Below are 25,723 nucleotides of genomic sequence, written 5' to 3' on the forward strand. Positions count from 1 at the left end.
TCCTCCTTAAAATTTTGGAATAAAATTATTTTTAACAAACATGTTTTGTTCATGTAATGAACAGGTATATATTAATGGTCGTGACTCACTTTGTGAGACATATAAACCATTGTTAACATACAGAAAATAAATGCTTGGATAGCACCGATAAATACGGAGAATCCCATCCATAATAATGTTGGTAATACTGCTACAGCATGTCCTAAGAACCCTGTTGCAAGTGAGCCTGCTAGTAATGTCAGTAGGATTTCCCCTGCATAAATATTACCGTAAAGACGCAAACCAAGTGTTAATGTGTTGGCAAACTCTTCAATGATTTTCAATGGGAACATAAACCACATTGGCTTGAAGAAATCTTTCCCATATTCTTTCAGACCCTTCACTCTCACACCATAATAATGTGAAAGACCTACCACCATCGCTGCTAGTGTAAGCGTTACGACCGGATCAGCTGTTGGTGATTTCCACCATAGCTCGTGGTTATAGGTGACTGCAAATGGAAGTCCTAGCATGTTCGATACAAATACGTACATGATGAGTGTGATTCCAAGCACGTGGAATCTACCACCATCTTTCCATGCCATGTTGCTGTTGATGATGTTCTTAACGAAGTCCATCACCCATTCAAAAAAGTTTTGCATGCCTGTCGGCTTCATTGCTAAACGACGAGTTGAAATGACAGCAATTAAGAAAACTATCGCACTTGCTACTGTTATCATCAGAATATTAGATAAGTTGAAGTTTAACCCCATAAATTCTCTCAATGGAGCTCCATGATCCATAAATTATTCACCTCTCTTCCCGCTTTTTACGTAAATGAAAAGATTGAAGAAAAAAATCTATCATAATGACTAAATAGGACGTCATTAATCCCAACACTACACTTATAAGGTGAAAATACGCTGGATACTCCAGGGCGATGATAACTGCCAAAGCGGCAGATGCCATTCGCGACATCGTTCCTAGTGAACGCACCTTTTGCTCTTTCTCTACTGCTTCTCGGAACTGAATCATCTTCCTTACAATTAACCAAAGATTAAAGAAGCTGAGAACGGTTCCCAAAATCAGGCCAAGAAAGATAGATTGATAAGACGTAAAGCCCCAGCCGAGTACAAAGAACGACAACAAGAAAAGCATGTATTTACGTTGTCTACTAAATCTTTCTTGTATTTCCGGCATATTTGTTTATTCTCCTGAAAAAAATTGTTGGATTAAACGAAGCATGGCATAAATGCCCACTGTCAAACCTAGTAATAAACCGATTATTAGAAACAGTGGTTCGGTCTCTAGTAACCGATCGAACCATCTTCCAGCAAAAACACCTAGAAGGATGGCGCCTACTAATTGGGAAAGAATGGCGGACATGAGTGCCATCGCTTTAAAAGGGCGACGGTCATTATGACGCATTAAAACGCATCCTCTCAATCGAGAATGGTAAGAGGTTTTCTGAGGAAAGCAGTATGATAAATCGTCTATTTCATATGATATAAAACTATAAAATCTGCTCATGAAAACCTTATCAATAATACCCTTTGTAAGCATACAATAGGGGCATGTCAATGTCAATGCGTTTAATGGGAATTTCGCCAGTTCTCTTTTGGGCAAAATATGGATGTTCACACTTTTTTCATAAAATCTTCACTAGATTTTTCTTGCAAATTCTGAAAATTTATGCGTTCTTTTTGGCTATTGTTTTTCAATTATAATATTTTTATACCGCTTAATTTCCTATCATTTCTAATTCTCCATTAGCCCCAATGAATAAACGGGTCTCTATCCAATCTTCTTGTCCAGATTTGCGAGCAAATACTTTTGCAATATACAAACCAGGCTGTGGTAAATCGCTTATGAATAAATCCTCTTCTACCTGGCCTTTCTTTACATCTTTCTTCCAATCAAGCATGCCTATAAAAGTTAATGAAGTTGAATCGAATAAAGCAATCCCAAACTCTTCCGCTCCACCTGGTAAATACACTTCATAGCGATACGTTTTCTTACTATCACCTTTACCAAAACTAAAGCCCATGACACGTGGATAATCCGGTTCTTCCAATACGTATAAATAAGGAAGCTGAATTGTTTGCTTATTACTATTCAACCGAATCGTACCGTCTGCCAGTTTTTCAGTGAGTTCCTTTGGATTAACGATCATATGTAATCGAATGGTTTTCTTCTCCTTAGGCTCAAGCATAAATGATAATGGTAGACGCCATTCAATCCCCTTTTGTTTTTTCGGGATTTCAAAAGCATAGGACTGCTTTTCATCGGTTGTATTTTCTACCGTAATTTTTGCTACATGGTCATGATGTTGTTCTGATAACTTAAACTTACCAAACTGTATGGACGATGGATAGATTAATGTAGATGTCATTAATGCTTCCTTCAATTGAATCCGGCCCGCACCTTGTTCAAAGGTCCGGTATGGCGTACCATCTTCATTCACCATAGATAAGGCCGTATTCATTAGTGCTGCTTTTACTTGCTCAGGGCGCCATTCAGGATGAGCCTGTATTAACAAAGCGGCTGCCCCTGCCACATGAGGCGCTGCCATACTTGTTCCTTGTAATGGTGTGTATCCACCAGGTACCGTACTATTAATGGCTACTCCTGGTGCAACCACATCAGGTTTTATTTCCCAAGTAGAAGTCACAGGACCCCTTGAGCTAAATTCAGCTAAGATGTCTTTTTCTTCCTTTATCACTGTTTGTCCATATAATCTTTTAGCTTGTGAAAGCTCTTGATTAATCTCTTCCCCATCTTCCTTCGTTAATGACACAACCGGGATATCTAACACCCCTTCTAAATTGCCCATGAAGGAGCCCGGTGTATTATTGTAAATGAGCAAAGCAAGTGCTCCTGCTTCCTTGGCATTCTTACTTTTTTCCGTAAAAGTTAATTCCCCTCTCTCCACAATAACTACTTTTCCATTAGCTCCTTTTAATTGCTCCTCTTTCCCAATGCCACCGTTATATAACTCAAATGATTTGTTTAAATCCCACGGAATCGTTCCTTGCAGTGGATACAACTTCATTTCTTTTTTACCAATATGTAAATAAGGTACTTTTAATGTAGGGGTAGAGGCTCCTACAGATATCGCTTTGGCAGCCGTACCCGGTGAGCCAACACTCCAAATGCCAGGCCCTGAATTACCCGATGATGTAACAGCAACAATTCCACTATCGACTGCCTTATTTAAAGCAAGACTAATAGGGAGATCAGGTCCGTTCACATTATTTCCCAATGAAAGATTAATGACATCCACTTTATCTTTCATCGCTTGTTCTATTGCTTGTAACACTTGCTCTGTCGTCCCGCTTCCTCCTGGGCCTAAAGCACGATATGCAATAACCTCTGCTTTTGGTGCCACACCTTTAACTTTTCCGTTGGCTGCAATGATACCTGCCACATGGGTGCCGTGCAATGTATCCAACCGTCCCATATTCACTGTTTCCATCGGATCGTCATCTTGGTCCACGAGGTCTTTCCCACCACCATAACTAATGCGTAAATCTGGATGACGATAATCAATCCCCGTATCAATGACGCCAACCTTAACACCTTCTCCAGTAAGGCGGTGATTATCATCATCAAAATATCCTCTAATAGCCTCTCCACCAATAAGCTGAATATTGTCATTCTCTGCTTGCACAGTATAATTTTTTACGGTCGTAAGGTGATGAATTGTTTGATTCCTTTCTATTTGTGCTAACTTATCATTTGTTGCTTCAACAGAAAACCCTTTTAGGGCATAGTTAAATATGTATCTTATTGCGACACCTTGTGCTTTGAGCTTCTCCTTTTCTACTTGTAAGTCAGCGTCATCACTATAAACGATGATAGCTACTTGTTCTTCTGTTTTAATTTCATCCAAGGAAGGCACAATTAGTTGAGATGAAGACGCACTCATACCTAACGTACAAGGAAAAAGAAAAAGAATAATAACGAGAATAAATAGATTTTTCTTCATTACGACTCCTCCTTTTTTTGTTAGCGTCTTCGATTTCTAGCTTCCCTATACTACGGAATTTAATGGGAAGCGCAAATAAAAAAGGTGAATACCCTTTTTAAACTTAGGTAATCACCTTTTTTATTATAGGCCGTTTAAAACCAATGTGTAATGCTGCAGAAATCCTCGAGTTGCCGTGCAGGAAAAATCCGAGGAGGCTTATAGGATCTTCGCGAAAAAGCGAGTGTCTAGTGCACAATAAAAAGAATCTAGTATCGTAAGTGAGTTAAAAGCTACAACCATTACGAAAATAGCGTTCTTATATTAAGGGCTTAAATGGAGCTGGCTTCTTTAAACCTTCACGAAAATAATACTTAATGGCCTCTGCAATTCTTTCAGAAGCGTGACCATCCCCGTATGGATTAGAAGCTTTCGACATCGCATTGTACGCCTGTTTACTAGTTAACAGTTCATTAGCGTTTGCATAGATAACTTCCTCATCTGTACCAACGAGTTTCAATGTGCCTGCTTGAATACCTTCAGGGCGTTCTGTTGTATCACGCAACACTAACACAGGCACTCCTAGCGATGGTGCTTCTTCTTGTACACCACCTGAATCAGTTAAAATTAAATGGGCACGCGAGGAAAAGTTATGAAAGTCGATCATCCCTAGTGGCTCAATCAAATGAATCCGTGGATGCCCTTGTAAAATTTCATTCGCAACTTCTCTTACAGCAGGGTTTAGGTGAACCGGATATACTAATTGTACATCTTCATGCGTTTCGACAATTTTTTTGATCGCTTTAAACATATGTCTCATCGGCTCGCCAAGATTTTCCCTGCGATGGGCTGTCATCAAGATTAAGCGATCGTCACCAATTTTCTCTAAAATCTCATGCTGATATTCCGGTCGCACTGTTGTTTTTAACGCATCAATCGCCGTATTACCCGTAATGAATATTTGCTCTGCAGATTTATTTTCCCTCAATAGATTATCGGCCGATTTCTCTGTTGGCGAGAAATGAAGATCACTGATTACACCTGTCAGCTGACGATTCATTTCTTCTGGGTAAGGAGAAAATTTGTTCCAAGTGCGTAAGCCTGCCTCCACGTGGCCGACAGTAATCCCATTATAAAAAGCTGCTAAACTGGCCGCAAATGATGTTGTTGTATCCCCATGAACAAGAACAATGTCTGGTTCAACCTCTTTCATTACTTCATCTAAACCAGACAATACACGGTTTGTCACTTCTACTAACGTTTGTCTTGCTCTCATAATATTTAAATCAAAGTCCGGTTCTATTTGAAAAATTTTAAGCACCTGATCAAGCATTTCTCGATGTTGAGCAGTCACTGTAACGATAGAATGAAAGTCTTGTGGGTGCTTGTTGAGCTCAAGAATAAGCGGTGCCATCTTTATCGCTTCAGGTCTTGTTCCAAATATACTCATTACCTTAATCGGTCTTTGCATAAAACACTCGTCCACCTTTCTAAAAGAAGTGCTGGTTGCACTCACCTTCCGACAAACATTTGTCGAACAGATCTTTATCAGATCCACTTAAAGGGAAGCATTCTTGTAAAAAAGCCCGTCCTAGGACGGGCTCATTTTCTATAATTAACTTTATTTTTTTATTTTGTACCGAATAAACGATCTCCCGCATCCCCAAGACCAGGAACGATGTAGCCTTTTTCGTTTAACATTTCATCTAATGCAGCGATATATATATCTACATCTGGATGTGCTTCTTTTAATGCTTCTACCCCTTCAGGTGCAGCAATTAAACACATAAATTTAATGCTTTTTCCACCGCGTTTTTTCAAAGAATTGATTGCTTCAATTGCAGATCCGCCTGTTGCAAGCATTGGATCAACTACAATGAAATCACGCTCTTCAATATCACCAGGGAATTTTGCATAGTACTCAACTGGTTTTAAAGTCTCTGGATCACGATATAAGCCAACATGACCTACTTTAGCTGCAGGGATTAATTTCAAAATACCGTCTACCATCCCAATACCTGCACGTAAAATCGGCACAATTCCCATTTTCTTTCCAGAAAGAACTTTTGAATTTGTTTTTTGAACAGGTGTATCTATTTCAATTTCTTCTAAAGGCATATCTCTCGTGATTTCGAAAGCCATCAAAGTTGATACTTCATCAACGAGTTCACGGAATTCTTTCGTACCTGTATTTTTTTCACGAATGTATGTAAGCTTATGTTGGATTAATGGATGATCGAAAACATATACTTTTGCCATAAATATCTCTCCTTTTACTGATTGTACAAATCACACTTCGTACTATTTTACAGAAAAAATGTTTGTGGGGCAACTACGATTCTTGACATAGAAACATTTATTGCCATTGGAAGAAAAGAAAATGTAGAAGATACTTTTAGAACATTCGTTATAGTTGGCATAACTTAACAAAAATCCAGCCCTCAAGCGAAGGCTGGATAAACTAGATGATTATCTTTCTGGATATAAAATAAATTTGCTTGTTAATGCTTCTACTCGTTGTGAAGCTTCAGCTAACTTTTCTTCGTCTTCCGCATTTTTCAACGTGAACGCGATAATAGAAGCAATCTCTTCCATATCGTTCTTTGCAAATCCACGAGAAGTAACTGCTGCTGTACCAATACGTATACCACTTGTCACAAATGGGCTTTCTGGATCAAATGGAATTGTATTTTTATTAACCGTAATACCTACTTCATCAAGTACTTTTTCTGCTACTTTACCCGTTAAACCTAATGAACGAACATCTACAAGTAAAAGATGGTTATCTGTTCCACCAGATACTAAGTCGATGCCTTCTTTTTTAAGTGACTCTGCTAAATGCTTAGCATTTGTGATAATGCTTTCCGCATATTCTTTAAAGCTATCTTCTAATGCTTCTCCGAAAGCTACAGCTTTAGCGGCAATGACATGCATTAATGGACCACCTTGAATACCTGGGAAAATCGATTTATCGATTTTTTTCGCAAATTCTTCTTTACAAAGAATCATACCACCACGTGGACCTCTTAATGTTTTATGAGTTGTTGTTGTCACGAAATCAGCATATGGTACTGGATTAGGGTGAAGACCAGCTGCCACTAAGCCCGCAATATGAGCCATATCGACCATTAAATAAGCGCCAACCTCATCTGCAATTTCACGGAAACGCTTGAAGTCAATCACACGAGGATACGCACTTGCACCTGCTACAATTAGCTTCGGTTTATGCTCTTTCGCTTTTGCTAATACATCATCGTAATTGATGGTATGAGATGTTTCGTCTACACCATATTCAACGAAATTATATTGGACACCACTAAAGTTTACAGGACTCCCGTGCGTTAAGTGGCCACCGTGGGATAGATTCATACCAAGGACAGTATCTCCTTGTTCTAAAATCGTGAAGTACACTGCCATGTTTGCTTGCGCACCTGAATGAGGCTGAACATTCGCATGCTCGGCTCCAAAGATTTGCTTCGCGCGATCTCTAGCTAAATCTTCCACTACATCAACATGCTCACAGCCACCATAGTAACGACGACCAGGATACCCTTCAGCATATTTATTCGTGAGAACAGATCCTTGTGCCTCCATTACCGCCTCTGACACAAAGTTCTCTGAAGCGATTAATTCAATCTTACTTCTCTGACGTCCTAATTCATCTTGAATTGATTTGAAAACTTGCTCGTCCTGCTGCGCTAAATGCTTCATACAATAATCCTCCCTTATCTCTACCACACTATCAAAAATGAATAGCTATTATGAAAATTCTCCTTTATTCTATCATGTTTTTTCAGGAGGATACAGGCAAGCTTACTGTTTATTAAGAGAAAAAAATTATCCATATTAACGGAAAACGGTTACATGTAAATGATTATGAAATGAAGGGTAAAGTTGGTATTTCCGAATAAAAGTTATGCAGAAATAATTAGTTACATACGTCATTTATCTACTTATCGCTAGCGGCGCATTATCAGACAATGACTATTTCTATTGGTAGACCGCTCTTTCTCCCCCAATCAACTTCGGCCTAGTCGTTGCTAATGTGACGTGTGCACCACCTACTTCTTTTAATGAAAGACGAATAGGTACAACCACATGCTTCAAGTGCATGCCAATGAAGGTATCACCGATATCTATCCCTGCATCAGCTTTTATATGCTCGACTACAACAGGGGCATCGAAATGTTGAAACGCATAAGTCGCCATCGCACCACCCGCTTTTCGGATTGGCACAACACTCACCTCTTCTAAGTTATACTTCTTAGCGGATGCTCGTTCGAGAACAATGGCGCGATTTAAATGCTCACAGCATTGAAAAGCGATTTGAACATTTGTTTGTTTTTGTAAGTTCATTAGTTCTGAAAAGATGAATTCAGCCACATCCTCTGAACCAGCCGTGCCGATATGATTACTCATCACTTCACTCGTACTACAGCCAATAACAATTAATTTGTCTTCGTTTAGTGATACTTTTTGTGTAAACTCTGTTAAAATATCCCGCCATTGTTGTATTAACTCTTCCATCATCATATGCTCCCTCTCTTCTCAAGATAAAAAAGATGCATATGTCTTCCTTCCTTTCATGAAGTCAACATATGCAACAAAGTTTTATAGATTTTCTTTTTCGTATTGATCTATCTTCCCAATACGGTTTTGATGGCGACCGCCTTCATAATCCGTGCCAAGCCATACTTGGGCAATCTCTCTTGCAAGCCCTGGGCCAATGACTCTTTCTCCCATCGCTAACATATTACTATCATTATGCTGTCTTGTTGCTTTCGCACTGAAAGTATCATGAACAAGCGCACAGCGAATGCCTTTCACTTTATTGGCTGCTATAGACATCCCAATCCCTGTCCCACAAACGAGAATACCTTTATCAAATTCACCGCTCGCTACTTTTTCAGCAACCGGTAAAGCATAATCAGGGTAATCTACAGAAGTACTACACTCACAACCAAAATCTTCATATTCAATATTGAGTTCTTCTAATAATGACTTTATTTCCGCACGAATGTTTAATCCACCGTGATCTGATGCAATTGCAACTTTCATTTTTTATGCCTCCAATCAAACTTGATTGTATGATTATCACTTTATTCTGACACAAAATTTAAAAATTATAAAGATGCAATTACTTTTCAGTTGGGTAGGCTACACTTTAAATTTATTCATATCTGTTTTTAACTGGTTGGCTTGCTCTTGTAATTCTTTTACTAGTATGTCGACTGTATCAATCACAGATGTTTGAGCCTCAGTTGAAGCAGCAACTTGTTGTGCACCGGCAGACGTTTCCTCCGCAATCGCTGCTACTTGTTGCGATTGGGCTGAAGTTTCCTGCATAGCATGCATTTGTTTATCTACTAAATCTTTAATCATGGTCACTGCAGCATTCATTTGATCTACAGTTTGCGTCATCTCTTCAATGACGGCATGTGTCTCGGTCCCTTTTTGTGCTTCTTGATTGGCAGACTCCACTTGATTGGAAATTTGACTGACCACATTACGCACTTCTTCTTGAATATTTTTAATTAATTCCGATATTCCTTGCACAGCTTTCGCACTTTCATCAGCCAACTTGCGCACTTCTTCGGCAACCACAGCAAAGCCCTTACCATGCTCTCCTGCTCTCGCCGCTTCAATAGAAGCATTTAATGCTAATAAGTTTGTTTGCGTGGCAATATCGCCAACAAGTTGGATAATTTGTTCTACTTTGACTGCATTTTCTTCTAAAATTTTTACAGTCTCTAACGATTTCTGATTACCTACTGCTAGTTTTTCTATTCCAGAAATAAGTGAATGCATGGCATGTTTGGATTTATTCAGATCACCAAAAAGCTCTTCAGATACTTGCTCAGATTGCTTTGCCTGCACCTGAACTTCTTCAGCAATTCGAATGACTTCATCAACAAGTTCGGCAACAGACTGTGTTGCGACCGCTGAGTTTTCTGCTCCTTGAGATATTTCTGAGATAGTTGTAGCAATTGCTTCAGCTTGCTCATTAGCAACCGAAGACTCCGCGGAAATTTCGTGCACTTTTTTATTTGTCATAGCAAAGTTCTCATCAATTCGTTCAATCATTTCTCTTAAACTCGTTAGCATTTGATTAAAGGCTAATCCTAAAGAACGTATTTCATCATCCGAACGCGAAACCTGTGCCTTTTCTTGTAAATTACCATTCGCTGCTTTTATAGCAGAATGCTCTAAGTCTTTAAGTGGTTTTGTAATAAGCCCTGCTGCAATAAATGCTAAGATCGCAGACCAAATCGCTCCAAGCAAAAGAACAATAATCGTAAAAAATTCTTTACTTATCGGCATATTTCCCATTAAAGGATATACGAACTGAATACATATCGCACTTATTGAGTATGTAATAACGGCTAATACTGAGATGAGAAGAACCAATTTTTTCCTTAAACTAAATTTCATCTTACGCGTCTCCATGATTGCCCCCTACTTCAACCTGTTCATCTTTGTTTATCTTGATTACTATCTTTTAATACTTCTGCTATTTTTTTTATGCTTCCATGTAGTTCATTATAGGTTTCTTTATATTGTTGCAACGTCCCACCGAATGGATCAATGATATCTTCTTGTTTACCATCATAAGCAAACTCTTTTATTAGAAAAACTTTTCCCATAGCATTAGGAAAATGTGATAAAATCGCATGTTTATGTCCATTTGTCATCACTAATATATGTGTCGCCCATTGAATAAGCTCTTCATTCAATTGAGCTGATTGATGATTGATGCTTATGCCTTCTTCTTTTAAAACTTGAGATGTATAAGCAGATGCAGGTCCACCTTGACTTGCAAAAATGCCCGCAGATTTCACCTTTACATCTGGAATGTCTATATGACGTAATATCGCTTCAGCCATGGGGCTTCGACATGTGTTACCTGTACAAATAAATAAAACGTGAGCCATAAAGCTCGCCTCCTTCTCTTACATTATAATCCAAAACTCCTATTTGATATAGACAAAATAAGGTGTCTATCACCGACATATTTCGACAATTTTAAGAATTTTTTGTCGAAACACATCAATAATACGCACCTTAACTGATTTTTATTAGGAAATTTTAACCATATTACATGAATAACATTTTGACGCCAAAAGCAAAAAGAATCGCCCCTCCAAGTGTCTCACTATATTTACCGAACCACCCTTGCATTCTTCTTCCTATCATTAATCCTGCCCAAGTAAGAACCATGGCAATTACACCAAATAATGTAAGAACAAGAGCCGTTTTTGCCCCCAACACACCTAATGTAAGCCCAACTGAAAAGCTGTCTAAACTTACACTTAAAGCAAAAATTAATAAGCCAAAACCAACAGGGGTCAACAGACTTTCTTTTTCAGCCTTTAAGCTTGACCAGAACATTTGCAGGCCTAAAAGCATCAACAAACCGGCACCAATATAGGCAGCAATCTCACTAAAATAAACTGATAAAAACTTCCCTGCCATCATTCCTAACAATGGCATGATGACATGAAATACTCCAATCGTAAAGCCTATATATAATATTTGCCGATACCTTAATTTGTACATCCCCATACCTAATCCAACTGAAAATGCATCCATTCCTAAGGCAAACGCCATTAAACTTAAAGTTAAGACTTCACCTACTAACAACGTCATCTCTTTAGCCTCCTCGGGACTTGCTCTTTTGAAGATATGCATGTCCAAGGAGAATTAGAATTGTTTTTTTAGGCGAAAACAAAACTGCTTCGATAGAGCGAAATATGATGGTTGCAAAAATCTCAGCGCATCTCTATAGGCTAGGGATGTAGTTACGCGGCAGGATAATGCAAAGTGCATACATACAGGGATTTTTAGTATGCTTGTTTTGCCATAAGAGGACTCACAATTAAGGCAGGTTTTTTCTGTTTTCATAGTAGTGATTTTCACTAGCGAAGATGCATCAATAGAGTTGATTGCCGGCGGATATCGTGTAGTGTAGAAGGAAACCAACGTTGTTTATGGATGCTGAAATGTACATTATTTGCAGGGTAAATCATTTTTAGTAGGGCTTTCCGCGAGTGATTTGGGATGAGATTTCTTTTTTAGTCGCGGATTTGCCTCTTTTCGCGACTTATCATTGGCGGGTCTCTTTTTTTAGTCGCGATTCTTGCTTTTTGCGACTTATAAAGAGTGTCTCTGCTTTTTTAGTCGCGGATTTGACCTTTTCACGACTGATCATAGTTGGTTCTCCTTTTTTAGTCGCGATTCTTGCCCTTTTGCGACTTATTAAGAGTTTCACCGCTTTTTTAGTCGCGGATTTGACCTTTTCACGACTGATCATTGGCGGGTCTCTTTTTTTAGTCGCGATTCTTGCCTTTTTGCGACTTATTAAGAGTTTCACCGCTTTTTTAGTCGCGGATTTCCTCTTTTTATGAGCTATCAAGGACAGATTTGCTTTTTTACGCACAAAATAAAAAAGCTCCGCTCATAAGTAATACAATCGGAATATGATCATTTTACCCACACAGCTTACCGGATTTCTGCTGAAATAGCACGCTATAAGAATCATTTAAAAAAACTGAGCCTCTGTTTTTAGCTTCTAAGGTGAAAAGGGATAACAAATCAGAACCTGAACAATTTTTTGTTCAGGTTCTGAAACACTCATTCCCAAGTCTACTTATAATTGAATGCGCCTATGGCCTGCAGCTTTCTCTAAGCGATTCATAATCGCCACACCGACACCTTCATATGGGAAAACCTCACCTAAAATGATATCGACATTCTCATGATTAAATGCTCTCAATGCATAGTATAAACCTGCAGCCACGGTATCTAGCGTTTCCCGCGCACCCATAGAAAGAACAACATCCGTTTCATAGAAATCTTTATTTTCATCTGTTGTCAGTACACCTACTCGCAGTCCTTCTGCCCTTTTTTCATTGATCAATTGTTGCAACTGCATCGGAGTTGAATCGACTAATGTTAATGGTGCATCTGGTGCGTAATGTGTATATTTCATACCAGGCGATTTTGGTTTGGCTTGTTGATTATGTAGCGCCGGATCTAATTTTACCTCACCTATCACCGCAATTATCTGTTCCTTGGTCACACCACCCGGCCGTAAAATAACAGGTATCTCTTCTGTGCAATCAATTACGGTTGACTCCACACCAACACCAGTGGCTCCTCCGTCTACCAGACCAGCAATTTTTCCTTCTAAATCTTCCCACACGTGATCCGCTGTTGTTGGACTCGGTCTTCCTGAGCTATTTGCACTTGGAGCAGCTATTGGTAAATCCGTTTGGGCAAGAATGGCTAATGCTACAGGATGATCAGGCATACGGAAGCCAACAGTTTTTAATCCTGCTGTTGCTAAATCAGAAAGGCTACCCCTTTTTTTCTTAAGAATAATCGTTAATGGTCCTGGCCAAAAGGCATCCATCAATTGTTCTGCCTTTAATGGAATCTCTTCAGCCAGTTCCTGCAGTTGCATCCTCTTTGCTATATGAATAATTAAGGGATTATCTGCCGGTCTTCCTTTGGCAGCAAAGATTTTCTCTACGGCACCGTCACTCTTTGCATTCCCACCTAACCCATATACGGTTTCAGTTGGAAAAGCAACAACCTCATTTTCTTTAAGTAAATCAGAGGCTTGGACAATTTGTGGGTAACTATTCAAATTATCCACATTATTATCCACTGACCATCTAATTGTTTTCATTGTTATCCACCTTCAATATCTTTCATTCTAAATAGGGGAAATCCCCCTATTTTCAGTCTATCATCTAAGACAGTATAAAAGAAGCAAGGTGATAACTCAAGGTATTATCCACAAATTGTGAATAAACACATCGTTTTTGTGTATAACTTTGTGGATATATCCACATTATTCGAGTGAATATTTTAAAAAGAAAGAGTTATCCACAGATTGGACATTTTTAATATGTTCTTTTTCTACTAAAAATGTTGGCAATTCCGATTTATCCACTTGTTGAAAACCCATTAATAAAAATAATTGTAGTGTACTTTTGCGATTTGATCCTAAATATACTGTGGATAACCCTTTTTCTTTTGCTAATAGAAAAATTTGTTGCAATAAATACAATAAATCTGTCTGCACCGTTGTTTCTGACTTCATAACAAGCGAGCGTAACAAACCAACCGTATCATAAGGTTCGATGCCAATTGTCGCTTTTATTTCTCCCTCTTCATCTTCCATAATTAAAAAGTAATCAATTAAGTCCGCTACACCTTCCGATCGAACTGACGCTTCTGTTAAAAATTTCATGAGCTCGTTTTCATCTTGCTTCTGTGCAACTCTTACAATACTTGTTTTCATTCACTTCACCCTCTACCTCATTTTATAGTCTATGAATATGAGTTAATTGAAATTGATAGAACTAAAAATTTGCTAGAGTTAAAATATTATCCGAATAGCTTATCCCATATCTCTGCTAAAAAGAATTTTACTTCCACTTCTTCTTCATCTTGTTCACCTGCATAAACAGGATCTTCTTCTTTTTCGGTCATTTCTTCTTCTACGTTCTCTTCTTCCACTACTAATTCTTCCTCTTGCTGTTCTTCATCACTAAACCCTTCGCTCACAGCCACACCATTTGAAAAATCAAGAAAGCATAATGGTGGAAATAAAACACACCACCAGTTCGCACCGTCTCCTTCACCAAGCGTAATTAGAATCGCTTCATACTCACCAGCAGGGTATAAAAACTGGCCATAAAGTTTCGTCGGAAAATCTACTTTATCAAACTCCGTCTTAACTGTTTGTTGAGAGCCTGCTTCAGCTACAACTCGTTCGGCTATTTTTTGAATTTCTGGTAATTTTGATTGAATCAATGCTCTTGCTTCTTCTAAAGAGGTTAAATCGGATACCCACTCTGTTATATTTGCATTTACTTCGTCTCTCACCGCACGTTTAATCTTTTGATCTTTCTCCATATCGCTATTCGCTAGAATTCTTAAACGGATCGCTTCGTTAGGAATGACTAGTGATTCATCAGCCACTACCTCTGTTTGCGGTATATATAAACTAAATAAAGTACCTAATGATAAAATTAAGATGTATAAGTTCACAATCGATTTCGTTTTCATCTTCCTGCACCATCCCTTCACTATCCACAGTGTGGTCAGAAAGAGAACATCTTAAACTATTAAAATTAAAAAGTTATAAAAATAAGAAGGAAAGATAGACTAAATTTAGATGGTGAACGGATTAAGTTAACATGTACAAAGCGTTACTTTGTTTATAATCCATACATATGTCCATAACGAGTCTTTTTTCTTTTATAATGGGAGAAGCTTGCAGAAAGTATTCTTTGGGGGATTTTTAAATTTTTACGACTGTTAGCTTTTTTTACCGAGGACAGTTCACTTTACAACGCTCTCACTCTTGGACGTTTCACCAAGTGCCGTCATTTTTCTTTTTCCACCGCTCTTGGTTCCTATTTCCTTACCGAGAGCGGTGGTTTCAATCAGTTCCTAATGCTATAAATCCTCATTAGCTACTTATTTCAGCGAAAACCATTCGATCTTTCCCGTTAATGTCAAAGACGACTTCGACCTGTGCTTGTGGGAGGGCACCTTTTAATAAGTTTGCGACCAATTCCCCTTGACCTGCACCTACTTCAAATCCAACAAGTGCTTGTTCGGTTAGTACATATGGTAATTCATTTACTAAACGGCGATAGATGTCTAAACCATCCTCTCCAGCAAACAAGGCACGATTAGGCTCATGTTCAGTTACAATCTCTGACATCCACGAACGATCTGCAGTTGGAATATAAGGGGGATTGGAGATAACTATATCTAATTTTACTCCAGAGTTGATAAAAGGCTGCAGCAAGTCCCCTACTATCCAATTTATGTCTGCGTCTAAATAAGCCCCATTACCCTTAGCTACTTCTAAACTTGCAGGATATAGATCAGTTCCAAAACAATCAAGCTGAGGGTTTTCCCGTTTCAGAGTAATAGCAATTGCACCGCTACCTGTGCCAACATCGGCCACTTTTAACCCTGTATCATCTTGCCAACGTGCACGAATACGCTCAAGCGTAGCAAGGACTAACTCTTCTGTTTCTGGCCTAGGAATAAGAACTTCCTTATTCACCTTAAATTTTCTACCATAAAACTCCTCATAGCCCATAATATACTGAATAGGCTCACCAGTAATATGAGTGAGTATCGCCTTTGAAAAAAGTTGATCGATCTCCTCAGGAAGTTCTTCACGTAATCTTGTTAAGAATTCAGCTCGACTCATCTTCATATAATGTCTTAGTAAAATTTCAGCAGCATATCCTTCCCGTTGATTTTCTTCTAAAAAAGAAGAAGCCCAGTTAAGGGCTTCGAATACTCTGCGATTACTCATTAGTCGCACTCTCTAGTTTAGCCGATTGCTCTTCTAAAATAAGAGCATCAATAATTTCATCAATCTTACCGTGTAGGATCTGGTCTAACTTTTGGATAGTTAAACCAATTCGGTGATCAGTTACACGGTTTTGTGGGAAATTATACGTACGGATACGTTCAGAACGATCCCCTGTCCCTACAGCTGATTTACGCTGCTGATCGTATTCAGCTTGTGCCTCTCGTTGGAATTTATCGTATACACGTGCACGCAAAACTTTCATCGCTTTTTCTTTGTTCTTAATTTGCGACTTTTCATCCTGACAAGAAACGACAGTTCCCGTAGGAAGGTGGGTAAGTCTTACTGCGGACATAGTCGTATTAACACTTTGTCCACCCGGTCCACTAGATGCAAAAGTATCGACACGGATATCTTTATCATGAAGCTCAATTTCCACTTCTTCTGCTTCAGGTAACACCGCTACTGTTGCCGTAGACGTATGAATGCGACCGCCTGATTCTGTTTCCGGTACACGTTGCACGCGATGCGCACCATTCTCATATTTTAATTTAGAGTAAGCACCGTTTCCGTTTACCATGAAGATAATTTCTTTATAGCCACCGACTCCTGTACTACTTGCTTCAATGACGTCAATTTTCCAACCTTGGACCTCTGCATAGCGACTATACATACGGTACAAATCACCCGCAAACAGTGCAGCTTCATCTCCACCAGCTGCGCCACGAACTTCTACGATAACGTTTTTGTCATCATTAGGGTCCTTTGGAATGAGAAGGATTTTTAATTTTTCTTCTAATTGCTCCACTTTTCCCTCTAATTCAGAAATCTCTTCTTTCACCATATCACGCATTTCAGCATCTAATTTCTCTTCCAACATGGCCTTTGCGTCTGTATATTGTTCATGTATTTCTTTATATTCACGATATGTATCCACTGTTTCTTGGATATCAGACTGTTCTTTTGAATACTCACGTAATTTTTTTGGATCATTTACTATTTCTGGATCACTAAGCAATTCATTAAGACGTTCATAGCGTTCCTCTACAGATTGAAGACGATCAAACACGGTTATTCACCTCTAATTCATTATTAACAAGCATCTATCTTATCACTGCTATCAGTATGCAGTTTTATTTCCAACGTATAACATTCTAATTATAGTATAGCCGCCTTGTTCAGTCAAAACCACTTTAGATTATTTTAGAAATTTCTGTTATTCGATTGATGAATCTTTCATCGTTTACTATAGTAAAGTTATCTAATTAAAAATGAGGTGCAGCACATGAAAGCCATTATGATTGGAATACTCTCCGCATTCTTTTTTGCTTTTACATTTGTTTTAAATGCAGCTATGGAAATGAATGGAGGAAGCTGGTATTGGAGTGCATCGCTCCGTTACTTCTTTATGATTCCACTTCTACTTATCATTGTTTTATACCGTAAGAGCTTACGTGCACTTATGATTGAAATGAAAAAAGCTCCTGGAAAATGGATGCTATGGAGCACAATTGGCTTTGGGCTATTTTATGCCCCTATATGTTTTGCTGCTGCCTATGGTCCCGGCTGGCTAATTGCTGCCACCTGGCAAATCACGATTATTTCTGGCAGTCTACTTGCCCCATTATTTTATGAAATGCGCCACACTTCTCAAGGAGTCATTCGCATAAAAGGGCAAATTCCTTTTAGAGGACTACTCATGAGTCTCATTATTTTAGTTGGCGTATTCGTTATCCAATGGGACCATGCCTCTGTTGTATCGGTGAAAGATACTTTTATTTGCACCTTAGCCATTCTTATTGCATCGTTTGCTTACCCTCTAGGGAATCGAAAAATGATGGCCTTAACAAACAAGCGCTTAGATCCTTATCAAAGAGTGCTTGGTATGACAATAGCTAGCCTTCCTTTTTGGCTCTTACTTGCATTTATTGGTTTACAAACAGCTGGCATGCCATCGATGAGTCAAGTTTATCAATCGGGGTTAGTAGCCTTATTTTCAGGTGTTTTTGCAACGGTACTATTCTTTGCTGCCACCGATCTCGTTCAAGGCAACATGCAAAAACTTGGAGCTGTGGAGGCAACACAATCCTTTGAAGTGCTTTTCGCAATGATTGGTGAAGTGATCATTTTATCTGCTCCTCTTCCTTCTGCCACTGCTACGGTTGGAATCAGTTTAGTAATACTCGGAATGGCACTTCATAGTTATGTATCCAATTTACCTCAAAAGGGATTTAAAAAGGAAAAGGAAGAGACGGTTTAATTCACCGTCTCTTTAGTCTGTATGGTCTTCTCTAATTTTCACATTTATATAATAGGTCGGCACCGCACCAACTAATTTTTTTTGCAAACTTTCCTCAGCTTTTTCACGTTCCGCTTTTGATGAAAAGTCTTTATTCGTATACACAGTTACATGCATATATTCCCCGTCAATCCATATACCACCTGGTTCATAATCAGTAAGCTTATTAATCGTTGATCTTGCTTGATTAATATCACTACGGTCTGATTTTTTATCGCCATTGGTATTTAATAAGTTGGGATTTTGTTCATACATCGACCATTCCTGAACATCTTCGGAACGATGACCAGAAGGGCTGCTTATTCTAACGGTATCGGTATGTTTGTTGATATCATAAGTTTTATCAGCGTTTGCACCGTAATTATAAGAACAACCAGTTAGTAGACTGATTAACAAAACACCTGTAATGGTTTTTTTCATGAATGAATGGCACCCCCTACTAAATAAAATGCCCATTCATTTTAAAATTTCAGCAAGCAATATTTCCTATGTAAAAAAATGTATGCCAGGGAGTTTTTTCGTTCCAAAAAAGACGCCAAAGTTAGCGTCTCCAATCAAAAATGTGTTATTTCATCATTTCCGTGTGATTTTTAATACTTTTTGGTTTGCCAATCACTTCATGATGTTCACGGCACCGAGGTTCATACGATTCCGATGCGCCAACAAGAATGGTGGGGTCTGTATATGATGCTGGTTTACCATCAATTAAACGCTGCGTTCGACTAGCAGGTGAACCACAAACAGCACATACGGCTTGTAGTTTTGTCACTAACTCAGCAGTAGCCATTAAATCCGGCATCGGACCAAAAGGCTCACCACGAAAATCAACGTCTAACCCAGCCACAATGACACGATGACCGTTCCCCGCAAGCATCTCCACAACTTCAATGATTTGATTATCAAAAAACTGAACTTCATCAATAGCTACGACTTCTGTATCAGACGTAACAAATGACAAAATATCCTCTGAACAGGCTACAGGTTGAGCAATAAACGATGCCCCATTATGAGAAACAACTGATTCTTCACTATAACGTTTATCGATTTGAGGCTTGAATACAGCAATTTGCTGTTTGGCAAATTGCGCTCTCCTTACTCTGCGAATAAGCTCCTCTGACTTACCAGAGAACATACTCCCGCAAATTACCTCAACCCATCCATGATGATTGATAACATACATGAAAGGTCTCTCCTTCCGCAACAATCTAATCTATCTATAAACACCTATTACAGTCCTTACTGTTAAGGTCTCACAAAAGAAACATTCTTATGTTAAATGCCGAAAAATAGTGGTGGTGTGCACCACTATTTTTCGACATTCATGAAAAAACAGGCAAGTATCATGACTTGCCTGCTTTGATTGTTATTTAAATTACTTCTGTTTGATGCCGTATTTTTTATTGAAACGGTCAACACGTCCGCCAGCTTCAGCGAATTTTTGACGTCCAGTATAGAATGGGTGGCATTCTGAGCAAGTTTCTACACGGATTTCTTCTTGTACAGAACCCGTTTCGAATTCGTTACCGCATGCACATTTCACCATTGCTGTTTTATAGTTAGGATGAATTCCTGCTTTCATTCTTTTCATCTCCTTCCGCCCTGAATCATTCTGAAACAGAGTTATATAGTTACGGATTCACCGTAATCTTAGAAACGCACTGGAATCATTATAACAAGGTCGAGCTTAATTTGCAATCATCGATTACGAATCAGCTTTACCATTTGATTCCAAACCTAATGAGAGCGTTTTGCTTTCATCTCTTCACTCAATAAGGCAAAGAAATCCTCATTTGATTTCGTTTGCTTTAATTTTCTCATGAGTTTTTCCGCAAAATCAGGAGAATCAGTCATTGATTTACGGATTGCCCATAGTTTATCAAGATGATCCTTAGGAATCAACAATTCTTCCTTACGTGTACCAGATCGTCTAATATCAATTGCAGGGAAAATTCTTCTTTCCGCAAGCGAACGATCAAGATGTAATTCCATATTCCCCGTTCCTTTAAACTCTTCATAAATCACATCATCCATACGTGATCCCGTATCAACCAGAGCAGTAGCTAAGATGGTTAAGCTTCCGCCTTCCTCAATATTTCTTGCGGCACCGAAAAACCTTTTCGGACGGTGGAATGCGGCTGGGTCAATACCGCCTGATAACGTACGACCACTTGGAGGAATGACCAAGTTATAAGCTCTAGCTAAACGTGTAATACTATCCATTAAGATGACAACATCGCGCTTATGCTCAACTAGACGCATCGCTCTCTCTAATACGAGCTCGGCCACTTTAATATGATTTTCCGGCACTTCGTCAAATGTTGAACTAACAACATCACCAGCAACAGAGCGTTCAATATCGGTTACTTCTTCCGGTCTTTCATCAATAAGTAATACGATAAGCTCTGCTTCAGGATGATTCGTTGTAATACTGTTGGCAATTTCTTTTAACAACATCGTTTTTCCTGCTTTTGGAGGAGCGACGATTAAGCCACGTTGTCCAAAACCAACTGGTGAAATTAAGTCCATAATTCTAGTTGAAATATGTCTTGTTTTTGTCTCTAAATTCATATGACGATCAGGATATAGAGGCGTTAAACCTGGGAAATGAACACGTTCCTTTGATGTCTCTGGATCATCTCCGTTAACCGCTTCCACTTGTAACAAACCAAAATAACGTTCATTTTCCTTCGGCGGACGAACTTTACCAGAAACTTTGTCACCATTTCTTAAATCAAAGCGACGAATTTGCGATGCAGAGATATAAATATCCTCTGAACTAGGCGAATAGTTAATCGGTCTTAAGAAACCGAAACCTTCTGATTGAATGATTTCTAGAACACCTTCCATAAAGAAGTATCCTTCTTGTTCCGCTCTCGCTTTTAATATCGCAAAAATAAGTTCTTTCTTTGATAATTTACTATAATAAGAAACTTTATATTCTCTTGCATGTTCATAAAGTTCTTTCAATTTCATATTCTCTAGACTTGAAATATTTAGTCCCATTTCTACACCACTCTTTAGATTTTTCGATTATTTCCCCCATATGCTAAAGAAATAAGATTCATTATACATTCGAATATGGTTGGAAAGGAAAGTATGTTTGAGGCTTCCTGAAGTAAACGAAGAGTTTGATTTAATCAACTCTACTTTGTAATAGAGGAATGATTGGTCTTCCTTTGAAAATATCTTTTATTTTACCCCTAACCTCTATGTTAGGCAACTACATTTTATAGTAGGATATTTGGAAGGATTCTTTCTATTTTAATTTAACCTAAGAAATGCAAGGATGCACTTCTTAGGTCTATCATCAATTATTTAATTACAAGATTAGGTTTTTTCTTCAAGCTATGACGACCATCAATAAACCTTACTGTGCCCGATTTAGCACGCATAACGACAGAAGACGTCGAACCGTAAGATCCTTTAAATTGAACGCCTTTCAAAAGTTCTCCATCCGTAATACCTGTCGCAGCAAAGATTGCGTCATCGCCTTTAACTAGGTCTTCCATCAATAATACTTTGTTAACATCTAATCCCATTTTAATACATCTTTCTAGTTCCGCATCGTTTTGGGGAAGCAGTTTACCTTGCAATTCACCACCAAGACATTTCAATGCTACAGCTGCAACAACACCTTCAGGGGCACCACCTGCTCCAAATAAAATATCTACGCCTGTATGATCGAATGCCGTATTAATGGCTCCTGCTACATCACCTTCATTAATTAGCTTAATTCTAGCGCCAGCGTCACGCAATTGCTCTATAATATGTTGGTGGCGATCACGATTAAGTACAGTTGCAACAACGTCCTCAATATCTTTGTTTTTTGCTTTCGCAACAGCTCTCAAGTTATCAATCACTGGAGCATTGATATCGATTTGCCCAACCGCCTCAGGTCCAACTGCAATTTTATCCATATACATATCTGGTGCATATAGTAAGTTACCTCTATCTGCCACTGCCAGAACCGCAAGCGCATTCCAACCACCAGAGGCAACAATACTTGTACCTTCTACAGGATCGACTGCAATATCAACTTGAGGGCCAGAACCTGTTCCAAGCTCTTCGCCAATATATAGCATTGGTGCTTCATCCATTTCACCTTCACCAATCACTACTCTGCCCTGCATAGGAACTGTATTAAAGATATCTCTCATTGCTTCAGTTGCTGCACCATCAGCTTCATCTTTTAATCCACGGCCCATCCAACGAGCAGATGCTAGTGCTGCACCTTCTGTAACACGAACCAACTCCATTGATAAACTTCTTTCCATTTTTACTTCCTCCCCAATATTCACTTCGTCTCAGTATGTACTGAAATCGATGCGGAATCTAGATGTACATTTTTAACATTGTCAATTCATCATTAAGCATTATTCATTTGTTCAATTTCTTGATCAGTTAGCTTTTCTCTCCAAATCGTTGCCCCTAAACCATTGAGTTTTTCAACTAAATGACTATAACCTCTATCAATGTGATCAACGCCTGTAACCTCTGTTACACCTTCAGCCATAAGGCCTGCGATGACTAGCGCCGCTCCAGCACGTAAATCACTTGCCTTTACTTTGGCACCTTGTAACTTCATAGGGCCGTTAATAATAGCCGAACGACCTTCTACTTTAATATTGGCGTTCATTCTTCTCAATTCATCAATATGCTTAAATCTAGCCCCATATATCGTATCAGTTACCATGCTTGTTCCTTCTGCATTCGTTAACAATGCCGTTAATGGTTGCTGAAGATCGGTTGGAAAACCAGGATATACAAGTGTCTTAATATCTACTGCCTTCATTTTTTCAGCGGGACCGACAAAAATTTGATCATCACCCGCTTCAATTTGTACACCCATTTCTCTTAGCTTTGCCGTTAATGATTCAAGATGATGGGGAATAACATTATCAATTAAAACGCCCTCTCCAGAAGCTGCAGCAAGCACCATATAAGTCCCTGCTTCAATACGATCAGGAATAATTGTATGTTGGCATCCATGGAGCTGATCTACACCGTCAATACGGATGACATCAGTACCTGCGCCTTTTATTTTTGCACCCATATTATTCAGCAATGTAGCAACATCAATAATTTCAGGTTCTTTAGCCGCATTTTCTATAACCGTACGACCCTTTGCCTTTACAGCAGCGAGCATAATATTAATGGTTGCACCAACACTGACGACATCTAAATAAATACGTGCACCTCTTAGTTCATCTGCACGTAAATAAATCGCGCCTTGTTCATTTGTTACACTTGCGCCGAGTGCCTCAAAACCCTTAATATGCTGATCAATCGGTCTCGGTCCTAAATGACAACCACCCGGAAGTCCAATGACTGCTTTATTAAATCGTCCAAGCATGGCCCCCATTAAATAATAAGAAGCACGAAGCTTTTTCACCTTGCCATTAGGCATAGGCATGGAGATCATTGCAGAAGGATCAACCTGCATATCTCCATCAGCGAATGTTACTTCACCACCGATTTCCTCTAGTAAACCTTTTAAGATTTGCACATCCGAAATATCTGGTAAACCTTCTATTGTTACAGGCGAATCTGCTAGTATTGTTGCCGGTATTAAGGCAACTGCACTATTCTTCGCGCCGCTAATTCTCACTGTTCCTTTTAATGGGTACCCGCCTGCAATCATAAGCTTTTCCATTTTGAACTCCCTTCTAAGCCGTTAACGCAACCCCTTTATAGAGGATGCTCTATAAGAATAAGCTTGTCCTATGTGGAATCTTTTGCTCTATCAGTCATAAAACAAACCCGCATTTTTAAAAAACACAGGTGTAATCTACATTACCATTGTTGTCTATCTATTGAAAAAATAAGCATCTTTATGTTAACATGTCTAACAATTTTTAAAAAGCTCACATATGATAGGCATTTAGATGCATCTTCCTTCTCCTATTTTACACCATAACAATTGGAAATGTAGTTGTTGTTTCGAATTGTTATGAATATGTAAATTTTTAAGGAAACATTTGCATCATGGATTCATTCACCGATGGAAATTGTTGACTAATGAGTTTTCCGAGAGTCAAGAGGGATTGAATTGAGAAGTTGCTTTAAATAAGCTTAAGAAACCGTTGAATGAACAACGGCTTCTTTTCTATTTTATGCCTTGTTAGCAGAACCAAACTCGCGCATTTTCCCAATTACTGTTGCTTTAATTGCTTCACGAGCAGGCCCTAAATATTTACGTGGATCGTACATTTTTTCATCTGCCGCAAGGACTTCACGTACTTTTTTCGCAGATGCAATTTGGTTCTCTGTATTTACGTTAATCTTTGCTGTTCCTAGAGAAATTGCTCTTTGAATATCTTTCGTTGGGATACCTGTCCCACCATGCAATACAAGTGGTACACCTGTTAAGCCACGAATTTCTTCCATTTCTGTAAACCCTAAGTTAGGCTCACCTTTGTATGGTCCATGAACAGACCCAAGAGCAGGCGCTAAGCAGTCAATCCCTGTTCTCTGAACTAATTCTTCACATTCTTTTGCATCTGCATAAATAACGCCATCTGCAACAACGTCATCTTCTTGTCCACCAACAGTGCCAAGCTCAGCCTCAACAGATACTCCTTTTGAATGCGCATATTCTACTACTTTAGAAGTAATTTCGATATTTTGCTCAAATGGATCATGAGAAGCATCAATCATAACAGAAGTAAATCCTGCATCGATTGCTTCTTTACATTTATCATAACTTGAACCATGATCAAGATGAATGGCCACTGGAACAGTAATATTATAGTCTTCCATTAGACCTTCTACCATTTTAACAACCGTTTTGAATCCACCCATATAACGACCTGCACCCTCAGAAACACCAAGAATTACAGGTGATTTTTCTTCCTCAGCTGCTTGTAAAATTGCTTGTGTAAACTCTAAATTATTTAAGTTGAATTGACCAACTGCATAGCCCTCTGCATTTGCTTTTTTCAACATTTCAGTCATAGAAACTAAAGGCATATGTAAAAATCCTCCTTGTCTTATTCACTTCAGTCATTCCTTTTAAAGGATTTCCTTCCAGCTACATGTTTATGTACCCTAATAGCTCTCCATCAAACGGAAAAAATGAAATGAACATATAAATTCCATTTGTATCATACCAAAATGTGCAGAGAAAATC

Annotated in this window: 26 protein-coding genes; 1 reads left to right on the forward strand and 25 read right to left on the reverse strand. The window is 38.7% G+C overall.

The annotated features are described in order from the left end of the window. Positions 1-71 precede the first annotated feature (71 nt). The 18 genes from atpB to prfA all read right to left on the reverse strand — a co-directional run bounded on the left by atpB (position 72) and on the right by prfA (position 17,364). Entirely contained in the window at positions 72-782 is a 711-nt protein-coding gene (gene atpB, locus U9M49_RS11415; RefSeq protein ID WP_281203301.1) for a F0F1 ATP synthase subunit A, read from the reverse strand. A gap of 7 nt (positions 783-789) precedes the next feature. After that, complete coding sequence (locus U9M49_RS11420) at positions 790-1,179, reverse strand: ATP synthase subunit I (RefSeq protein WP_095371587.1); 390 nt, start codon at positions 1,177-1,179, stop codon at positions 790-792. A gap of 6 nt (positions 1,180-1,185) precedes the next feature. Continuing rightward, positions 1,186-1,407, reverse strand: coding sequence for an AtpZ/AtpI family protein (locus U9M49_RS11425; protein ID WP_095371586.1), 222 nt, complete (start codon positions 1,405-1,407; stop codon positions 1,186-1,188). A 313-nt stretch (positions 1,408-1,720) separates the two neighbouring features. Next, positions 1,721-3,967 carry a S8 family serine peptidase gene (locus U9M49_RS11430; protein ID WP_322909835.1) on the reverse strand — a complete coding sequence of 749 codons (2,247 nt, stop codon included), beginning with the start codon at positions 3,965-3,967 and terminating at the stop codon, positions 1,721-1,723. Between the two features lie 298 nt (positions 3,968-4,265). Next, on the reverse strand, positions 4,266-5,417 hold the full coding sequence (gene wecB, locus U9M49_RS11435; protein ID WP_307318204.1) for a non-hydrolyzing UDP-N-acetylglucosamine 2-epimerase: 1,152 nt from the start codon (positions 5,415-5,417) through the stop codon (positions 4,266-4,268). A gap of 158 nt (positions 5,418-5,575) precedes the next feature. Beyond that, positions 5,576-6,205: a uracil phosphoribosyltransferase gene (upp, locus tag U9M49_RS11440; RefSeq protein ID WP_095371583.1), complete on the reverse strand. Its 630-nt coding sequence runs from the start codon at positions 6,203-6,205 to the stop codon at positions 5,576-5,578. Between the two features lie 210 nt (positions 6,206-6,415). Next, a complete protein-coding gene (gene glyA / locus U9M49_RS11445) occupies positions 6,416-7,657 on the reverse strand; it encodes a serine hydroxymethyltransferase (RefSeq protein WP_095371582.1) in 1,242 nt (413 codons plus the stop codon). A gap of 279 nt (positions 7,658-7,936) precedes the next feature. After that, entirely contained in the window at positions 7,937-8,479 is a 543-nt protein-coding gene (locus U9M49_RS11450) for a TIGR01440 family protein (protein WP_095371581.1), read from the reverse strand. Between the two features lie 78 nt (positions 8,480-8,557). Then, complete coding sequence (gene rpiB / locus U9M49_RS11455; RefSeq protein WP_095371580.1) at positions 8,558-9,004, reverse strand: ribose 5-phosphate isomerase B; 447 nt, start codon at positions 9,002-9,004, stop codon at positions 8,558-8,560. A gap of 99 nt (positions 9,005-9,103) precedes the next feature. Beyond that, on the reverse strand, positions 9,104-10,393 hold the full coding sequence (locus U9M49_RS11460; protein WP_095371579.1) for a methyl-accepting chemotaxis protein: 1,290 nt from the start codon (positions 10,391-10,393) through the stop codon (positions 9,104-9,106). A gap of 23 nt (positions 10,394-10,416) precedes the next feature. Next, a complete protein-coding gene (locus U9M49_RS11465; RefSeq protein ID WP_095371578.1) occupies positions 10,417-10,878 on the reverse strand; it encodes a low molecular weight protein arginine phosphatase in 462 nt (153 codons plus the stop codon). Positions 10,879-11,041: 163 nt separating this feature from the next. Then, positions 11,042-11,593, reverse strand: a complete 552-nt coding sequence (locus tag U9M49_RS11470; protein WP_095371577.1) for a manganese efflux pump MntP family protein — start codon at positions 11,591-11,593, stop codon at positions 11,042-11,044. Positions 11,594-12,050: 457 nt separating this feature from the next. After that, positions 12,051-12,383 (reverse strand): hypothetical protein, encoded by a 333-nt coding sequence (locus U9M49_RS11475; RefSeq protein WP_322909836.1) that lies wholly within the window; start codon positions 12,381-12,383, stop codon positions 12,051-12,053. Positions 12,384-12,593: 210 nt separating this feature from the next. Next, entirely contained in the window at positions 12,594-13,637 is a 1,044-nt protein-coding gene (locus U9M49_RS11480) for an L-threonylcarbamoyladenylate synthase (protein ID WP_322909837.1), read from the reverse strand. Between the two features lie 165 nt (positions 13,638-13,802). Continuing rightward, entirely contained in the window at positions 13,803-14,255 is a 453-nt protein-coding gene (locus tag U9M49_RS11485) for a GNAT family N-acetyltransferase (protein WP_095371574.1), read from the reverse strand. Positions 14,256-14,341: 86 nt separating this feature from the next. Next, complete coding sequence (gene spoIIR / locus U9M49_RS11490) at positions 14,342-15,025, reverse strand: stage II sporulation protein R (RefSeq protein ID WP_322909839.1); 684 nt, start codon at positions 15,023-15,025, stop codon at positions 14,342-14,344. A gap of 406 nt (positions 15,026-15,431) precedes the next feature. Then, positions 15,432-16,298 carry a peptide chain release factor N(5)-glutamine methyltransferase gene (gene prmC / locus U9M49_RS11495; protein ID WP_322909840.1) on the reverse strand — a complete coding sequence of 289 codons (867 nt, stop codon included), beginning with the start codon at positions 16,296-16,298 and terminating at the stop codon, positions 15,432-15,434. After that, positions 16,291-17,364 (reverse strand): peptide chain release factor 1, encoded by a 1,074-nt coding sequence (prfA, locus tag U9M49_RS11500; protein ID WP_322909841.1) that lies wholly within the window; start codon positions 17,362-17,364, stop codon positions 16,291-16,293. Before prfA ends, prmC begins: the two co-directional genes overlap by 8 nt. 216 nt (positions 17,365-17,580) lie before the next feature. On the opposite strand from prfA, the gene U9M49_RS11505 reads away from it, so the two are divergent. Next, positions 17,581-18,555 (forward strand): multidrug resistance efflux transporter family protein, encoded by a 975-nt coding sequence (locus U9M49_RS11505; protein WP_322909842.1) that lies wholly within the window; start codon positions 17,581-17,583, stop codon positions 18,553-18,555. A 12-nt stretch (positions 18,556-18,567) separates the two neighbouring features. On the opposite strand, the gene U9M49_RS11510 is transcribed toward U9M49_RS11505, so the two are convergent. From U9M49_RS11510 to U9M49_RS11540, 7 genes are all read right to left on the reverse strand, one after another. After that, positions 18,568-19,014: a hypothetical protein gene (locus U9M49_RS11510; RefSeq protein ID WP_095371569.1), complete on the reverse strand. Its 447-nt coding sequence runs from the start codon at positions 19,012-19,014 to the stop codon at positions 18,568-18,570. Between the two features lie 145 nt (positions 19,015-19,159). Beyond that, positions 19,160-19,774 carry a thymidine kinase gene (locus tag U9M49_RS11515; RefSeq protein ID WP_095371568.1) on the reverse strand — a complete coding sequence of 205 codons (615 nt, stop codon included), beginning with the start codon at positions 19,772-19,774 and terminating at the stop codon, positions 19,160-19,162. 192 nt (positions 19,775-19,966) lie between these two features. Continuing rightward, positions 19,967-20,173 carry a 50S ribosomal protein L31 gene (rpmE, locus tag U9M49_RS11520; protein ID WP_095371567.1) on the reverse strand — a complete coding sequence of 69 codons (207 nt, stop codon included), beginning with the start codon at positions 20,171-20,173 and terminating at the stop codon, positions 19,967-19,969. A gap of 155 nt (positions 20,174-20,328) precedes the next feature. Then, on the reverse strand, positions 20,329-21,597 hold the full coding sequence (rho, locus tag U9M49_RS11525; protein WP_095371566.1) for a transcription termination factor Rho: 1,269 nt from the start codon (positions 21,595-21,597) through the stop codon (positions 20,329-20,331). 308 nt (positions 21,598-21,905) lie between these two features. Then, positions 21,906-22,868 carry a class II fructose-bisphosphatase gene (gene glpX / locus U9M49_RS11530; RefSeq protein ID WP_095371565.1) on the reverse strand — a complete coding sequence of 321 codons (963 nt, stop codon included), beginning with the start codon at positions 22,866-22,868 and terminating at the stop codon, positions 21,906-21,908. A 92-nt stretch (positions 22,869-22,960) separates the two neighbouring features. Next, entirely contained in the window at positions 22,961-24,247 is a 1,287-nt protein-coding gene (locus U9M49_RS11535) for a UDP-N-acetylglucosamine 1-carboxyvinyltransferase (protein WP_095371564.1), read from the reverse strand. A 458-nt stretch (positions 24,248-24,705) separates the two neighbouring features. After that, positions 24,706-25,563, reverse strand: a complete 858-nt coding sequence (locus U9M49_RS11540) for a class II fructose-bisphosphate aldolase (RefSeq protein WP_095371563.1) — start codon at positions 25,561-25,563, stop codon at positions 24,706-24,708. Between the last annotated feature and the right edge of the window lie 160 nt (positions 25,564-25,723).

Source organism: Cytobacillus sp. OWB-43, from assembly GCF_034651445.1.
In the GTDB taxonomy this organism is placed as follows: domain Bacteria; phylum Bacillota; class Bacilli; order Bacillales; family Cytobacillaceae; genus Cytobacillus; species Cytobacillus kochii.

Coding starts and splice junctions, on each gene's coding strand:
- rpiB (WP_095371580.1), bottom strand. CDS start 9,004: ATGAAAGTTGCAATTGCATCAGATCACGGTGGATTAAACATTCGTGCG.
- glyA (WP_095371582.1), bottom strand. CDS start 7,657: ATGAAGCATTTAGCGCAGCAGGACGAGCAAGTTTTCAAATCAATTCAA.
- U9M49_RS11535 (WP_095371564.1), bottom strand. CDS start 24,247: ATGGAAAAGCTTATGATTGCAGGCGGGTACCCATTAAAAGGAACAGTG.
- atpB (WP_281203301.1), bottom strand. CDS start 782: ATGGATCATGGAGCTCCATTGAGAGAATTTATGGGGTTAAACTTCAAC.
- U9M49_RS11540 (WP_095371563.1), bottom strand. CDS start 25,563: ATGCCTTTAGTTTCTATGACTGAAATGTTGAAAAAAGCAAATGCAGAG.
- wecB (WP_307318204.1), bottom strand. CDS start 5,417: ATGCAAAGACCGATTAAGGTAATGAGTATATTTGGAACAAGACCTGAA.
- U9M49_RS11430 (WP_322909835.1), bottom strand. CDS start 3,967: ATGAAGAAAAATCTATTTATTCTCGTTATTATTCTTTTTCTTTTTCCT.
- U9M49_RS11485 (WP_095371574.1), bottom strand. CDS start 14,255: ATGAAAACAAGTATTGTAAGAGTTGCACAGAAGCAAGATGAAAACGAG.
- rho (WP_095371566.1), bottom strand. CDS start 21,597: ATGGGACTAAATATTTCAAGTCTAGAGAATATGAAATTGAAAGAACTT.
- upp (WP_095371583.1), bottom strand. CDS start 6,205: ATGGCAAAAGTATATGTTTTCGATCATCCATTAATCCAACATAAGCTT.
- rpmE (WP_095371567.1), bottom strand. CDS start 20,173: ATGAAAGCAGGAATTCATCCTAACTATAAAACAGCAATGGTGAAATGT.
- prmC (WP_322909840.1), bottom strand. CDS start 16,298: ATGAGTAATCGCAGAGTATTCGAAGCCCTTAACTGGGCTTCTTCTTTT.
- U9M49_RS11505 (WP_322909842.1), top strand. CDS start 17,581: ATGAAAGCCATTATGATTGGAATACTCTCCGCATTCTTTTTTGCTTTT.
- spoIIR (WP_322909839.1), bottom strand. CDS start 15,025: ATGAAAACGAAATCGATTGTGAACTTATACATCTTAATTTTATCATTA.
- U9M49_RS11515 (WP_095371568.1), bottom strand. CDS start 19,774: ATGTATGTTATCAATCATCATGGATGGGTTGAGGTAATTTGCGGGAGT.
- U9M49_RS11480 (WP_322909837.1), bottom strand. CDS start 13,637: ATGAAAACAATTAGATGGTCAGTGGATAATAATGTGGATAATTTGAAT.
- U9M49_RS11460 (WP_095371579.1), bottom strand. CDS start 10,393: ATGGAGACGCGTAAGATGAAATTTAGTTTAAGGAAAAAATTGGTTCTT.
- U9M49_RS11420 (WP_095371587.1), bottom strand. CDS start 1,179: ATGCCGGAAATACAAGAAAGATTTAGTAGACAACGTAAATACATGCTT.
- U9M49_RS11465 (WP_095371578.1), bottom strand. CDS start 10,878: ATGGCTCACGTTTTATTTATTTGTACAGGTAACACATGTCGAAGCCCC.
- U9M49_RS11425 (WP_095371586.1), bottom strand. CDS start 1,407: ATGCGTCATAATGACCGTCGCCCTTTTAAAGCGATGGCACTCATGTCC.
- U9M49_RS11510 (WP_095371569.1), bottom strand. CDS start 19,014: ATGAAAAAAACCATTACAGGTGTTTTGTTAATCAGTCTACTAACTGGT.
- U9M49_RS11450 (WP_095371581.1), bottom strand. CDS start 8,479: ATGATGATGGAAGAGTTAATACAACAATGGCGGGATATTTTAACAGAG.
- glpX (WP_095371565.1), bottom strand. CDS start 22,868: ATGGAAAGAAGTTTATCAATGGAGTTGGTTCGTGTTACAGAAGGTGCA.
- U9M49_RS11470 (WP_095371577.1), bottom strand. CDS start 11,593: ATGACGTTGTTAGTAGGTGAAGTCTTAACTTTAAGTTTAATGGCGTTT.